This window comes from Streptomyces sp. NPDC059994, assembly GCF_042737755.1.
In the GTDB taxonomy this organism is placed as follows: Bacteria; Actinomycetota; Actinomycetes; order Streptomycetales; family Streptomycetaceae; genus Streptomyces.
Map to the genome: position 1 here is coordinate 171510 of NZ_JBHWUR010000004.1, position 12533 is coordinate 184042.

A 12533-nucleotide genomic window follows, 5' to 3' on the forward strand; every position below is an offset into this window, starting at 1 on the left:
ACCCACGGACGGCGCGCCGCCCTCGAAGCGGCGCGCCTCGCCCTTCACTCACGCGGAAGGCCGGGAGACCGTGTTCGATTTTCTTGAGGGCTACAACCTGCTGGGAGCCTTCTGGGTGACGGTGCAGCTCACCTTCTACTCCGCCGTCGGCGCTCTGATCTGGGGAACGGCGCTGGCTGCCATGCGCGTCAGCCCGGTGCCCCTGATGCGTGGCTTCGGCGCCGCCTACGTCAACGTGGTCCGGAACATCCCCCTAACCGTGATCATCGTCTTCACCTCGCTGGGCTTGTTCCAGACGCTCGGCGTCACGCTCGGCGCCGACAACTTCACGACGATCAACTTCCGGCTCGCCGTGCTCGGGCTGATCGCGTACACCTCGTCGTTCGTCTGCGAGGCGCTGCGGTCCGGCATCAACACGGTGCCCGTCGGTCAGACGGAGGCGGCGCGTGCCATCGGCCTGAACTTCCCCCAGGTGCTACGGCTCATCGTCCTTCCGCAGGCCTTCCGTTCCGTGGTGGGCCCGCTGGCGAACGTGCTGATCGCCCTGACCAAGAACACCACGGTGGCCGCCGCGATCGGTGTCGCCGAGGCTGCGGCGCTGATGCGGGAAATGATCGAGAACGAGGCTCAGCTCATCCTCATTTCCGCCATCTTCGCGTTCGGATTCATCTGCCTCACCCTCCCGACCGGGCTGTTCCTCGGCTGGGTGAGCAAGAAGGTGTCGGTCAAGCGATGAGCTCCTCGTCCGCCCTGTACGACGCCCCGGGGCCGCGTGCCAAACGGCACAACGTACTGCTCACGGTGGTGTTCCTGACGGCCCTCGCCGCCCTCATCTGGTGGGTGGCCCGGAGCCTCGCTGACAAGAACCAGCTCGAATGGGTCAAGTGGCGGCCCTTCTTCACGGACTCCCGCGCCTGGCAGACGTACCTTCTGCCGGGGCTCAAGAACACGCTCATCGCCGCCTCACTCGCCATGGTCATCGCGCTGCCGCTCGGAGCGCTGTTCGGCATCGCCCGGCTCTCCGACCACTGGTGGGTGCGGGGTGCGGCCGGCACGGTCGTGGAGTTCTTCCGCGCCATCCCGGTGCTGATCCTGATGCTGTTCGCGAACGCGGCGTACTCCGAGTACACCGATGTCAGCTCCGACAGCCGGCCGCTGTACGCCGTGGTCACCGGTCTCGTCCTCTACAACGCCTCCGTGCTCGCGGAGATCGTACGAGCAGGAATCGTCTCCCTCCCCCAGGGCCAGACCGACGCGGCCAAGGCGATCGGTATGCGCAAGAACCAGGTCATGCGCTACGTGCTGCTGCCGCAGTCGGTCACCGCGATGCTGCCGGCCATCGTCAGTCAGCTGGTGGTCATCGTGAAGGACACGGCGCTGGGCGGTGCGCTGCTCGGCTTCTCCGAGCTGCTGGCGTCGGTCCGTCCGATGAGCGCGAACTACGGTGCGAACACCATTGCCAGTTTCACCGTCGTCGCGGTGATCTTCGTCGTGCTGAACTTCGCGCTCACGTCCTTCGCGAGCGGGTTGGAAGGCAGGCTGAGGCGCGGCAAGAGGTCCACCGGCGCGGTGGTCGGCGCGGACGCGGTCGACCAGCTGGCGACGCCGGGCGAGCACGCGAGCCATGACGATCTCGGCGGAGCGGGCGACACCTCCGGTAAGTGACGACCGGCCGCGTGATCCACAAGTTCAACGAGATCGGGTCGGCCTGTCCGGACCCTCGGTGGGCGGGTGGCCGCCCCCGCCTGCTCACGGTTGACGACGAGGACTTCGTCATCCAGATGGCCGCCACCCGCCCGGTCAAACCCGGCAAGCCCTTCACCTGCTGGTCGATCCAAACGCGCCGACCACCTGCGCCGCGACATCGCCCGCCCGGTACGGATCGGCCGCGAGGCGCTGCGGACGCTGCTCGCCCGCCGCGGCATCACCTTCCAGCGCGCCAAGGCCTGGAAGGAGCCCATCGACGCGGACTTCGACGTCAAACCCGAGCAAAGCGAGTACGCGATCGACGAGCGGCCCGACCGCACCCTCGCCTTCGACGAGTTCGGGCCGCTCGGTAGCCGTCCGAGCGCGGGGTCGTACTGGGCCGGGCGCAGGTCGTGCCCAGCCCGGCCGCGTGGTCTGGCGTCGGGTCGTAGACATGAGGGGCAGCCGGTTCCGCTGACAGGCCGGGCTGTTGCGACCTGTGGTCGGGGAGCCGTGCCACCCCATGAGCGTCGCGACTCCCTACCCGTGAGCGAGGTCCTGGTGGTGCTTGGTCCGCCGGTGCAGCCGATGCTCGCCCAGGCACGCGAGACGCTTCCCGGCCCCAAGGTGCTGCCTGGCGAGATGGTGTTCCGAGGCGAAGTTCGACGGTTGCCGGTGGCTGCTGTTCACGCAGCCCCGGCCGGGCGGGCCGGGGCTGCTGCCGTCGAGGCGCGGCAGCCTGATTCAGCGTCATTTCTCCGACCTCGTCCGTGTCCGCGAGCCCTACGGGGTCGACCAGCAGCGGCAGGTGCACTGACCAGGCGGTCTGTCGGGGCGGCCGGTCGGGTCGCCGGTCCCTGGCGGCTGGGACGGCGGACGCAGGAGTGTGGCGCATGAGCACGGAGGCTGCTCAGAGGCTGCTCAGAAGGTTCAGGAGGTGGCAGCCGTGCCTCGGATCCAGATCGCCCGGCCCACTCGCCGCGCCGCCCACTCGCTGACTCGTCGGGGCGTGCCCGCGTCCGCCGCTCGACCTGCGCACGCCCTCCGGGCGCCTGCTGCCCTACTGAGCCCGACGGTGGTCCGCAAGGGTCAATCCAGCAGCCCATCCGGGTGTCTGACGACCGGTCGGGCACCCGGATGGGCAGGCCGGGCGTATACGGTCGACGGTGGTCCATCTCCGGTTCGGTGAGCACCCCAGGAGTGATCATGGCCACGCCAACCCCGCCACAGGTCTGCATGACGCTGTCCGCCCTCGCGGCCACCGCGGCGACCCCGCGACCGTCGGGGGAGACCCGGGACCAGCAGACGTGGCGCGTGGCCGCCGGTATCTCCCAGCAGCTGAGGGCCATCTGGCTGGCGACCCGGGCCAGCTGGCAGCTGGCCTGGCTCGCGCTGAGCCCGGACGACGCCAACATGGTGTACATCGCCAAGAGCATCGGCGGCTCCAACCAGTTCGCCGTGGTCGCGCGCGGCACGACCGGCAACATCACCGACATCCTGGAGGACCTCGACGTCGGCACCGTGGTCCCGTTCACCGCGAGCGGTTCGCCGACGCCGGTTGCCGTCTCCAAGGGAGCCATGACGGCGTTCACCCAGGTCGCCAGCATGGTCTCGATCCCGCCGCCGGGGGACGTGCTGGGTGTGCCAGTGCCCGAGGGTGCGTTCGCCTACCAGGGCGCCACACTGGCGCAGGCGCTGGCCAGCCTGGTCCAGGCGGCGCCCACTACCCCGCAGCCGACGGTGTACGTGACCGGTCACAGCTTGGGTGGCTCCATCGCCACCATGCTCGCCCCCTACCTGTACACGCAGGCGCAGAGCTGGACCAACGTCCCGCAGTTCGCGCTCGAGACCTTCGCGGCGCCCACCGCGGGGCTGCAGAGCTTCGCGACCTACGTCAACGGACTGCCCTTCAGCAACAACCATCACGTCAACGTCTGGGACGCGGTGCCCCTGGCCTGGAGCAGCCTCGACGAGGTGAAGCAGGACAAGTGGTACCCGTCACCCGGCCCGGCAGGCAACATCACCGTGCACCGCCTGTTCGACGTACTCAACGGGCTCCCCAAGGGCAACGTCTACGTGCAGCCCGGTGTGCAGCAGCAGTTGCCATCGGACGGGAACTACTCAACGTACGACCCGGCGCTGACCAACAGCACTCTGGCGGACTTTATGGGGCAGGTCGCATACCAGCACGCCAACAACACCTACCTCGGCCTGCTCCAGACCTCGCTCCTCTCTCCTTCCGGGCCGATGGTGACCAGCGTCAGTCCCAGCTGCGGCAAGAGCGGGACCACGGTCGTCATCGAGGGCAGCGGCTTCGCCCCGGGCAGCCTCCTCGACTTCGGTCCCATCCCGTGCACAGACCTCACCATCAGCCCGGGCGGCAACCACATCAGCGCCACGGTGCCGGACGGCGTCGGCATCGCGGACATCCGGGTCACCAATGTCCTCGGCACGTCGCCCGTCGTGCCGCTCGGGCAGTTCGCCTATGACGGGCCGGCACCACTGGTGGTCACCGGCGTCAACCCGACCAGCGGTCGGGCGAAGACGACCACGGTCACCATCACCGGCGCGGGCTTCCCCAAGGGCGTCGGCGTGAACTTCAAGGACCAGGCGTCGAAGTCGGTCACCTGGGTCTCGGACACCCAGCTCACCGCCACCGCGCCCCCGCAGATCGACGACAACCAGACGGTGGACATCACCGTGACGGTCGGCGACGTCACCTCCGCCACCAGCCCGGCCGACGAGTTCACCTACACGGGCCTCTGAGCCGAGGGCCGGCCAGTGTTCGACGAAGAATGCGAACGACGGGTAACGGTCGGCGGCCGGTGTCGTGCCGGATTCGCCCGGAAGGATCAACCGGTCGGTGTGGATGGCTTGAGCATCGGCCGCTCGGCAGCGATCAAAACCGCTCCATCGGCAGGGCTGCCCAGCCCCGCGTGAGAGGAGATCCTCAACGCCACCGGCAGCCTCCCACCTGCCCTCAGTCACGGCTACCGGGTATGGGCCGCTGGCGGCTCGCTCTCCCCGTCCCCGTCCCCGTCCTGGTCCTCGTCCGTGTCCTCGTCGTGGGCCTTGGCCCGTACGTCCGGCGGGGTCGGTGCGGTGATGTTCCGCTGCTCAGAGGACCGCTCCCGCGCCTGCTCGTCAACCCGCGGGTCGTCTTTCCTCTCCTCAGGAGTGCTCACAGCGATCATCCCTTTCGTCGGTCCGTCCACAGTGGCACCTGAGCTCGTCCGGCGCATCCGCCCGAGCGATCACGGGTGAGTTCTTCCGGACCCGATGCCGGACGGCGCGGCCCGGGAGCTCGCCGGGGCGCTGCGCGGCGACGCCCTGGTCGGCGTGAACGGCGCGACCGCCACCGCCCGGGCCTTCGGTAGGGTCTGGGGGCCCTACCGGGTGGACCGTCAGGAGCGGCTGTTCCGGCTCGCCGAACTCGCCGACCCGGCACCGGTGGCGGGCCACGCCCGTCTGGCGACCGAGGAGGATCTGACGCTGGTCACCGCGTGGCTGACCGCGTTCCTCGACGAGGTGGCGCTGCCGCCCGGCCTCGGCGCGGCGGCGGCCGCCTTCCGGCGCACGGCGGCCGGGCAGCTGATGTTGTGGGAGACGGACGATGGCCCGGCGTCACTGGCCGCCGCCTCCGGGGTGCTGGCCGGCCAGTCCCGTATCGGTCCGGTCTACACCCCGCCCGCGCGGCGCGGCCACGGCTTCGCGGGCGCCGCCACCGTGGCCGCGACCCGGCTGGCCCTGGGGTGGGGAGCCGCGGAGGTGGTGCTCTTCACCGACCTGGCCAACCCGACGAGCAACGCGCTGTACCAGCGGCTGGGGTACCGGCGGGTCCAGGACCACCTGGTGCTGGACTTCACGGACTGAGGCGGCTACGGCGGCTGGGGGCTGGGCAGCTGACGGACCGCGGCTCACCCCCCAGCCGCACGAGATATCCGAAGCTGACTCGCCGACTGGAACTACAACCCACGTCCCTTCGTCTGGACGAAGACCGCCGACGACAACCTAGACAAAGTCGCCGCGTACTGCCAGCGAATTGCTGAGCCCGCAGGTGAGCGACCAACTCACTACCGGATCACGGCCCTCGATGAGGCCGCGGCGGCGACCGGAAAGCCCACCTCGCCTCCACCACCTCGTGTTCACCGTTTGTGGGGCATCAGTCAACGACACGACCAGACCAACGATCAGATGATCCGAAAGAAAATGGTCGAGCTCAGTCGGACTGCGCGAGCGGGGACCATACGCCGAACCACTGCTCGGCGCCGTACTCCTCGAACCGTTGCTTCTCGGTGAATCCCAGCTTCGCAGCGAGGCGCATCGCGCGGATGTTGGCGGTCTGGGTGCAGAGGACCACCGGCTCGCCGGGAAGCGCATCGGCGAACCAGTTGAGTGCCGCTGTGCACGCCTCGGTGGCGTACCCGCATCCCCACTCCTCCGGCAGGAACATGTAGCCGAGCTCGGCCTCCCCGGCATCCGGACGGACATGACCCGGGCGCTCGGCGTCGCGTCGATCGAGGGTGATCATGCCGATCATCGCTCCGTCGAGATCGATCACGAAAAGGCCAGGGCGGCGCCCGGGCACCTCAGGCACCGCGCGTTCGAGCTCATTACGCGGTCGAGGGCCACCGATGTAGGTGCCCACCTCTGGCGAGGCGAACAGTTTGATGAACGCTGCACGGTCTCGGGCCTTGGACTCGCGGAGCACGAGTCGTTCGGTCCTCATCGGGGCAGGTGGCCAGGCGACGGCTCCGAGGTCAGTCATGACGGGGAACCTATCGCACACCTGTGCGGATGATTCGAAAGAGAGGCTCTGGTGCTGCAACGGTGCTTGCCGTCAGCAGTGGCCAGTCTTGTCGTTGGAGGAATAGTCAATACCAGTGGATCCGGCGTGGGTCAGCGACAGCGCGGTAGTCCGCCGAGGTCCGGGAGCCCGTCCTCGAAGTCGCAGGCGGCAACGGCGTCGAAGCCGCGGTTCCAGGCCGCCCGGAGCACTCGTGACACCGCTCCGGCGAGCAGAGGTCCGGGTTCGCCGGCTTCCGCGCTCCGACTGACATCTTGGCATCCTCGTGGCCAGCGGAACCCCGAGTCGGCCATCGTGGTGCTCCACCACCTGGACCGCATGTAGGTGAAGGCACTCACGACGAGCCCGCTCAGGAGGGTGCCGAACCTGCGGTAGCGCCCCCACTCATCCCCAGCGCACCTGCAGAGGTTTCCCACGCTGGCAGGGTGGCGGCCGTTACGGCGACGGCGCCAGCATCCGCTTGCTGATCCACTCCAGTGGGCCGTCCGCGAGGGATTTCGCGTACTGCCGTCCGCTGTGCTGACCGTTCTGGATCATGTGCAGACTGGTCTTGATGGGACCCTTGCCGTACTTGGCGAGGAAGTCCTTCACATTGCGCTGCCCCGATTCCTTGGTGCCCAGCATGATCGAGAGGTTCACCGTTGGGCCGCCCTTGTTGATCAGGTCCTGGGCCAGCTTCTCCGGGTTGTTCGCCTGCTTCTCCTTCTCGTGGCCGTTCCACAGAGGGGAGTCCGGGCGGGTGTCGGGGCCACCGGCGATGACGGCGCCGAAGCGGTTCGGGTATTGCAGCATCATCTTCATCCCGACGTATCCGCCGGACGACGAGCCGAAGAAACCCCACCCCTTGGGGTCCTTGAAGGTACGGAAGTTCTCCCGGACCAGGTCCGGGACGTCGTCCGACATCCAGGTGCCCATCTTCGCCCGGCCGGGGATGTCACTGCCGTCGTAGTAGTTTTTCTTGTCCGCGTTCAGCACCGGCATGATCACGATGAACGGCAGGCTCTTCCCCTTGCCCGCCTGCTCGGCGATGGTCTCTTGGAGCTTGAGGTCACCGCCGTACCAGTAGTTGCTGGGATAGCCGTTGCTGCCGGGCAGCGCGATGAGCACCGGAAAGGCGCTGTTCCTGTACTTGTCCTCGAAGTACTGCTTGGGGGCCCACGCCCACACCTTGCCCTCGAAGCCCGACTTTCCGCCCTTGAGCGTCGTGCGCACGACCTTGGTGCCGTCGTTGAGTTCGCGCTGGGTGGTCCACTCGCGCGGGTTCGTCGGCAACTGCACCTTGCTGTTCTTCGGCGGCGCCTGGCTCCGGGTCGTCCCTCCCTTGGCGTCGTCCTTGCCGAAGTTCACCGGCTTGCTGTCACTGGAACAACCGGCAACCAGCACGGCCGAGCACACGGCCAGCACCGCAGCCGACGCCGTGGAGAGGCGCTTCATACACAAACTCCGAAAGTCGAGGGGCGGTGCACCGCGGAAGACGGCACGGGCGGGAAGGGAACACCCGCGCCGTACCTCCGCACACACGCCGATCGAAATCCCCGCTCCAGGCAAACAGATGTAAAGAGATCCAAGGGCGTTCCGCCGCACCTGCTGTGATCCCACTCACCCGGCACCCTCGAACGACCGCCGCTGTGACCTTGCAAGGTCTGCTCTCATCGACTCCATGGAGGTGCTACGGACCTTTCTGGAGGGTTGCCATGGGGGAAGCCTTGCTGATCACGCCATGTCAGCGGCGCGTGCGGTATACGCAAGGGGACGGCTGACAGCCTGGTCCCAGACAGCTCGGGAACGAGTGGGGATGCGGGCAGCTGAGGTTTCGAGCGAGGTGAGACGAATACGGCGACCGCGAAGGACCTGCTCTGAGCGGGTCTCCGCGCGGTGCGCACCGTAAGGGCGGCGGCGGTGGGAGAGAGCGAGTTGCTTGGATGGGTGCATGGAGAACTCGATCTGGGACGCGTTGCTGCCGGTGGTCCGGGAAGAGGTGGACGAGCTGATCAGGAGTGGTCGGCGGCTTCACGCGGTGAAGGTCATCCGGGAGGCCCACCCCGGGGCGCGCCCTCAGCTGTCCGACGCTGTGGAGGTGATGAGCGAACGAGCGGCGGAGCTGCGGTGCTGACCCGGGTGTCTGGGGCCACAGCGAATCCGTGGGTCCAGCTGCGACCGCGGGGTTTCGTGACGACCGGGGCCGGACTGCCGCTGCCACGGGACCGCAACAAGACACTGACGTCTGGCTGGCACCGAACCGGTCGGCATAGGCCCCCAGCGGGCCAGGCGCGGGCGGACAGGGCAGCCGCTTCGTCATCTGGGCCTCCCACAGCCGCAGTTGACGCCCCCACCTGCGGTCTGCTCCCACACCCGCCCGCCGTCAACCGGCTGGCGATGTATTGGATCTCCGGATAGAGCGGTGAAGCCCCCATGAGGAGGTGCCCGGTGCCGGGGCGTCCGCGCAGGTGCGCGTCGAAGAAGGTCCGCACGGTCGCGCGTAACGCTGGCACCGCCCGTTCGGCCGGGATCGTGCCCAGCTGCAGGGGCAGCGACACCCCCAACTGCGGCCCGATGGAGACCAGGCCGGTGAAGGAGAGGTGGTTCGCGTCGGCCAGACGCAGGCACCGATGCCAGCCGCGCAGGTTCTTCCAGAGTGCGGACCAGGTCGGATCCTGGCGGAGGCCGTCGTGGACCACGGTGTCCACCAGCAGGAACGGCCGGTCCAGGCCCCGCTCCACCACCGGCCCGCGAACGGCGCCATCGAGGCTGACGCCCGCTCGCACCCGAGGATCCTCCTCCATGACGGCTGCCGCCGCGGCGCCGCCCTGGAAGTGGCCGAACACCGACCCCGCCGAGGCGAGCCGCGGCGGCCGCCATGGTGGTGGGGCTCGCCCACGACTTTCACGAAGCTGACGTCGACGTGACCTGGGAGCCGACACGGGAGCCCGGACCCTGGAGCGCCCAGGTCACCGTAGCCGTGACCCTCCCGAACGCCTGATCCCGTATCCACACCGTGTCGCCGCCCGTCGTGGCACAACGGCAGGCCGAAGCTGGCGGAGACCGCCGGAGCAGGAGCGCCTGGGTCGGGAGGCGGAATCGGGAGGCGGGGAGTTCTTCCCGGCTGAGCCGGTCCGCCGCCATGGCTGCAGCCGGGACGCTCCGAGCGTCGGCCCCCCGGCCAGCCGGGCTTTCTGGTCCCGCTGCTCCGCGCAAGGCCGGCCCACGCGACGAGGACGGCTCAATCGGCACCGCGGGGCTACCGGCCACGCTTGTTGGCGCTCCAGAAGCACCGCGCAGTCAATGCCGTTGCGCACGCACCGTCAACACGAGACGAGGGGAAACCGTGTCTGCACTGCCCAGAGCACGCAAGTTCCGCCGCACCATCGCCATGACCACCGCCGTGCTCGCTCTTGTCGGCGGAACCGCATTCGGCGCCGCCACCACGGCGACCGCCGCTGACGCCGCGCCCGCAACCATCAGCGTCACCAGCGGCACGGCTCACCCCGCGCAGCACCACATTCCGCGCACGAGCACGACGACACCGACCTTGACCACCTCGTGCAACTCGCGGGTCTGGATCGGGGACCGGGCACCGTACGGCTGGCAGGGTTGGATCACCGCCGGATGGGTCCAGCAGTACTGGAACCAGTGCAACGATCACGTGGGCGTCTACTGGTGGTGGAACCAGGACTTCATCAACCGGGTCGGCGGTACGGCGACCATCAAGGTCAGTTCCCCCTATGGGCCGCTCCTGGCCTCTGGCACCGTCAACACGAGCAACACCCAGTGGTACTTCGAGGCGTCCCAGTGGACCCACGGCACGCCGAACCCCGACGCCTGGCGTGCCGGTGTGGAGGTCAACTCCAGCGGCTGCACCGAGTGGGCCACGCTCCACTGGTACGGCGGCCAGGACTGGGATGGCGACCGCGGCGGCTGCAACGACCCGCTGATGGAGCCGCGCACCGACCTCTGCGACTGACCACACCGCCGGCGTGACATGCCCCGGTGGGGAGGGGTGTGATGTGGCCGCGAAGTGCTGCATCTGCGCCCGGCACCGCATCAAAGAACTCGCCGGGGAAGTGGCGCGATGTCCCGAGATCGATCGGTCGTGATCCAGACAGCGCGGCCGAGCCGGATGCAGCGAAGAGAGGCGATTGCGGCGGCGACGGCGACGAGCTTCAGCACCTCCGGCTGCACGTGGAGCAGGTAGTAGAGGCTTGTTGCCACGGCGAGTTCGGACACGTGGGGACGTGTCCACTTGACGCTGCTGCCACGCCAGCTCTGTGGTTCCGTGGATGGAGTCCTTCCCTTGTCGGCCCACCTGGAAGGACACCTCCGTCGTGAAGCTCACCGTGATCGGCTGCGGCTACCTCGGCGCCACCCACGCGGCCTGCATGGCCGAACTCGGCCACGAAGTCCTCGGCATGGACTCCGACATGGACTCCGACATGGACAAGGTCCACGTCCTCAACTCCGGCAAGGCCCGTTCTTCGAACGCGACCTCGACGGTCTCCTGGCCAAGCACACCGCGTCGGGCCGTCTGAAGTTCACCGTCTCCTACGCGGAAGCCGCCCACTTCGCCGACCTGCACTTCATCGGGGTGGGCACCCCGCAGACCCCCGGCGCCGACACCTACGACCTCACCCACCTCTACTCCGCCGTCCGCCAGCTCGCCCCGAGGATGACCGGCCCGGCCGTCGTCGCGGTCAAGTCGACCGTACCGTTGGCACCGCACCGCACCGCACCGCACCCCGCGTCCGCGACCTGCTGCATGAGTTCGCCCCAGCCGGCGACCAGGTCGAAGTCGCGTGGAACCCCGAGTTCCTGTGTGAATCGTTCGCCATCGAAGACCCCCTCCGCCACGATCGGCTCGTCCTCGGCTTCGAGGCCGAGCGCACCTGGGCCGAGACCATGCTGCGGAGGTGCTTCGAGAAGATCATCGAGTCCGGCACCCCGACCATCGTCACCGACTGGGCGACAGCCGAACTCGCCAAGGGCGCCGCCAACTCCTTCCTCGCCACCAAGATCTCGTTCATCAACGCGATGGCTGAGATCTGCGAGAAGTCGGATGCCGACGTCCACCAGCTCGCCAAGATCCTCGGCCACGGCGGCCGGATCGGACGGCGCGGCATGCGGCCCGGCCTTGGGTTCGGCGTCGGCTGCCTGCCCAAGGACCTCCGCGGGTTCGTCGCCCGGGCCTCGATCCTCGGGGCCCAAGCGGCCACCGGCATCCTCCGCGAAGCCGACGCCGTCGAAGCGCTCCCCGGCACCGGCAAGCTACGGGCGCACAAGCTCCTTGCCCAGCTGGAGATCTCCGAGAGCTGCCGGGTACGGGGTCTCGGCATCCAGCAGCGGGAACTTCCCTGTCAAGTTCTTCTGTTCAGCCCCGCGGGCTGATTCTTTGGGGCCTGTGGTGCGTCCGGTGGGTCGAGCGAGACCCCCACAGGGATGCCGTATGGGCCAAACACAGGTTCGCTGGGGCGCGGGAGGTTAGGGGGGATTGCTGGTGGACAGATCCGTGTCATGACTTTTGAGTTCAATGGCATGTTGCTCCGTGCCGCCGGCAACCAGCGGACGGTTCGCGTCGAGGCCTCCACCTTGTCCGAGGCCCTGGCCGAACTGACGTCAAAGCATCCTCAGTTGAGATCCCTCCTGCTCGACAACGCCGGGCAGTTGCGTCAGGCCCACAGGGTTTGCCTCAACAGCGAGATGCTCAAGCAGCCTGACGCGAATATGCCGCTCTCTGAAGATGACACGATCGAGTTCTTCACCGCCATCGCGGGTGGCTGAGGCCGTCACCCCGCCAGCAACGTCATCGCGCCGCGTCGCGTAAGCCATCTCCCAACGTCCCTCTCTCGACGGGCTGAGGCGTGAGCAGGGCCGCTCCGGGTGTGCGTATGACCGGGGCGGGCCCTGTGAGGTGGGGGTCTCAGGCGATGGGCGGGCGGAACGGGATGACGTTGTCCGGTGCCAGAACTGACCGGCAGCAGTTCAGCCCGCACCCCCAGCTGCCCGTAGGCGTTCCGCAGCGTCGTGCACGCGTCCACGCATATGTTCG

12 protein-coding genes and 3 pseudogenes are annotated in these 12533 nt (G+C 68.4%); 11 read left to right on the forward strand and 4 right to left on the reverse strand.

All coding sequences use genetic code 11. The annotated features are described in order from the left end of the window. The first annotated feature begins 70 nt into the window (after positions 1–70). From ACFWA7_RS04060 to ACFWA7_RS04075, 4 genes and pseudogenes are all read left to right on the forward strand, one after another. Entirely contained in the window at positions 71–736 is a 666-nt protein-coding gene (locus ACFWA7_RS04060) for an amino acid ABC transporter permease (RefSeq protein WP_385533818.1), read from the forward strand. Beyond that, on the forward strand, positions 733–1665 hold the full coding sequence (locus ACFWA7_RS04065) for an amino acid ABC transporter permease (RefSeq protein WP_385820737.1): 933 nt from the start codon (positions 733–735) through the stop codon (positions 1663–1665). Before ACFWA7_RS04060 ends, ACFWA7_RS04065 begins: the two co-directional genes overlap by 4 nt. Positions 1666–1781: 116 nt before the next feature. Beyond that, a pseudogene (locus tag ACFWA7_RS04070) lies at positions 1782–2148 on the forward strand (IS630 family transposase); the annotation flags it as partial. Between the two features lie 744 nt (positions 2149–2892). Beyond that, complete coding sequence (locus ACFWA7_RS04075) at positions 2893–4452, forward strand: IPT/TIG domain-containing protein (protein ID WP_385820739.1); 1560 nt, start codon at positions 2893–2895, stop codon at positions 4450–4452. A gap of 224 nt (positions 4453–4676) precedes the next feature. Here the strand turns inward: ACFWA7_RS04075 and ACFWA7_RS04080 are convergent, their stop codons facing one another. Beyond that, positions 4677–4871, reverse strand: a complete 195-nt coding sequence (locus ACFWA7_RS04080) for a hypothetical protein (protein ID WP_385820741.1) — start codon at positions 4869–4871, stop codon at positions 4677–4679. A gap of 94 nt (positions 4872–4965) precedes the next feature. Between ACFWA7_RS04080 and ACFWA7_RS04085 the strand changes: the two genes are divergently transcribed. Continuing rightward, the gene (locus ACFWA7_RS04085) at positions 4966–5559 is read left to right on the forward strand and encodes a GNAT family N-acetyltransferase (RefSeq protein ID WP_385820743.1); all 594 of its coding nucleotides are present in this window, start codon (positions 4966–4968) and stop codon (positions 5557–5559) included. A gap of 346 nt (positions 5560–5905) precedes the next feature. Here ACFWA7_RS04085 and ACFWA7_RS04090 read toward each other — a convergent pair whose 3' ends face one another. Together ACFWA7_RS04090 and ACFWA7_RS04095 are read right to left on the reverse strand one after the other, a co-directional pair. Further along, complete coding sequence (locus ACFWA7_RS04090; RefSeq protein WP_385533836.1) at positions 5906–6454, reverse strand: GNAT family N-acetyltransferase; 549 nt, start codon at positions 6452–6454, stop codon at positions 5906–5908. A gap of 474 nt (positions 6455–6928) precedes the next feature. Further along, positions 6929–7927, reverse strand: a complete 999-nt coding sequence (locus ACFWA7_RS04095; protein WP_385820745.1) for an alpha/beta hydrolase — start codon at positions 7925–7927, stop codon at positions 6929–6931. A gap of 496 nt (positions 7928–8423) precedes the next feature. Here ACFWA7_RS04095 and ACFWA7_RS04100 point away from each other — a divergent pair, with 496 nt between their 5' ends. Beyond that, on the forward strand, positions 8424–8606 hold the full coding sequence (locus tag ACFWA7_RS04100) for a hypothetical protein (protein WP_385820747.1): 183 nt from the start codon (positions 8424–8426) through the stop codon (positions 8604–8606). 1212 nt (positions 8607–9818) lie between these two features. Then, complete coding sequence (locus ACFWA7_RS04105; protein WP_385820749.1) at positions 9819–10454, forward strand: hypothetical protein; 636 nt, start codon at positions 9819–9821, stop codon at positions 10452–10454. A gap of 80 nt (positions 10455–10534) precedes the next feature. On the opposite strand, the gene ACFWA7_RS04110 is transcribed toward ACFWA7_RS04105, so the two are convergent. Then, complete coding sequence (locus ACFWA7_RS04110; RefSeq protein ID WP_385820751.1) at positions 10535–10717, reverse strand: hypothetical protein; 183 nt, start codon at positions 10715–10717, stop codon at positions 10535–10537. Between the two features lie 152 nt (positions 10718–10869). On the opposite strand from ACFWA7_RS04110, the pseudogene ACFWA7_RS04115 reads away from it, so the two are divergent. The 4 genes and pseudogenes from ACFWA7_RS04115 to ACFWA7_RS04130 all read left to right on the forward strand — a co-directional run. Next, positions 10870–11129, forward strand: a pseudogene (locus ACFWA7_RS04115) (UDP-glucose 6-dehydrogenase); the annotation flags it as partial. A 113-nt stretch (positions 11130–11242) separates the two neighbouring features. Next, positions 11243–11317: pseudogene (locus tag ACFWA7_RS04120) on the forward strand (hypothetical protein); the annotation flags it as partial. 69 nt (positions 11318–11386) lie between these two features. Further along, positions 11387–11872: a hypothetical protein gene (locus ACFWA7_RS04125; protein ID WP_385820772.1), complete on the forward strand. Its 486-nt coding sequence runs from the start codon at positions 11387–11389 to the stop codon at positions 11870–11872. A 126-nt stretch (positions 11873–11998) separates the two neighbouring features. Further along, positions 11999–12265 carry a MoaD/ThiS family protein gene (locus ACFWA7_RS04130; RefSeq protein WP_385820753.1) on the forward strand — a complete coding sequence of 89 codons (267 nt, stop codon included), beginning with the start codon at positions 11999–12001 and terminating at the stop codon, positions 12263–12265. Positions 12266–12533: the final 268 nt, after the last annotated feature.

Bases quoted from the DNA above. Each gene is read 5' to 3' on its own strand.
- ACFWA7_RS04100 (WP_385820747.1), top strand. From the start codon at position 8,424: ATGGAGAACTCGATCTGGGACGCGTTGCTGCCGGTGGTCCGGGAAGAG.
- ACFWA7_RS04130 (WP_385820753.1), top strand. From the start codon at position 11,999: ATGACTTTTGAGTTCAATGGCATGTTGCTCCGTGCCGCCGGCAACCAG.
- ACFWA7_RS04090 (WP_385533836.1), bottom strand. From the start codon at position 6,454: ATGACTGACCTCGGAGCCGTCGCCTGGCCACCTGCCCCGATGAGGACC.
- ACFWA7_RS04125 (WP_385820772.1), top strand. From the start codon at position 11,387: ATGCTGCGGAGGTGCTTCGAGAAGATCATCGAGTCCGGCACCCCGACC.
- ACFWA7_RS04095 (WP_385820745.1), bottom strand. From the start codon at position 7,927: ATGAAGCGCCTCTCCACGGCGTCGGCTGCGGTGCTGGCCGTGTGCTCG.
- ACFWA7_RS04085 (WP_385820743.1), top strand. From the start codon at position 4,966: ATGCCGGACGGCGCGGCCCGGGAGCTCGCCGGGGCGCTGCGCGGCGAC.
- ACFWA7_RS04075 (WP_385820739.1), top strand. From the start codon at position 2,893: ATGGCCACGCCAACCCCGCCACAGGTCTGCATGACGCTGTCCGCCCTC.
- ACFWA7_RS04065 (WP_385820737.1), top strand. From the start codon at position 733: ATGAGCTCCTCGTCCGCCCTGTACGACGCCCCGGGGCCGCGTGCCAAA.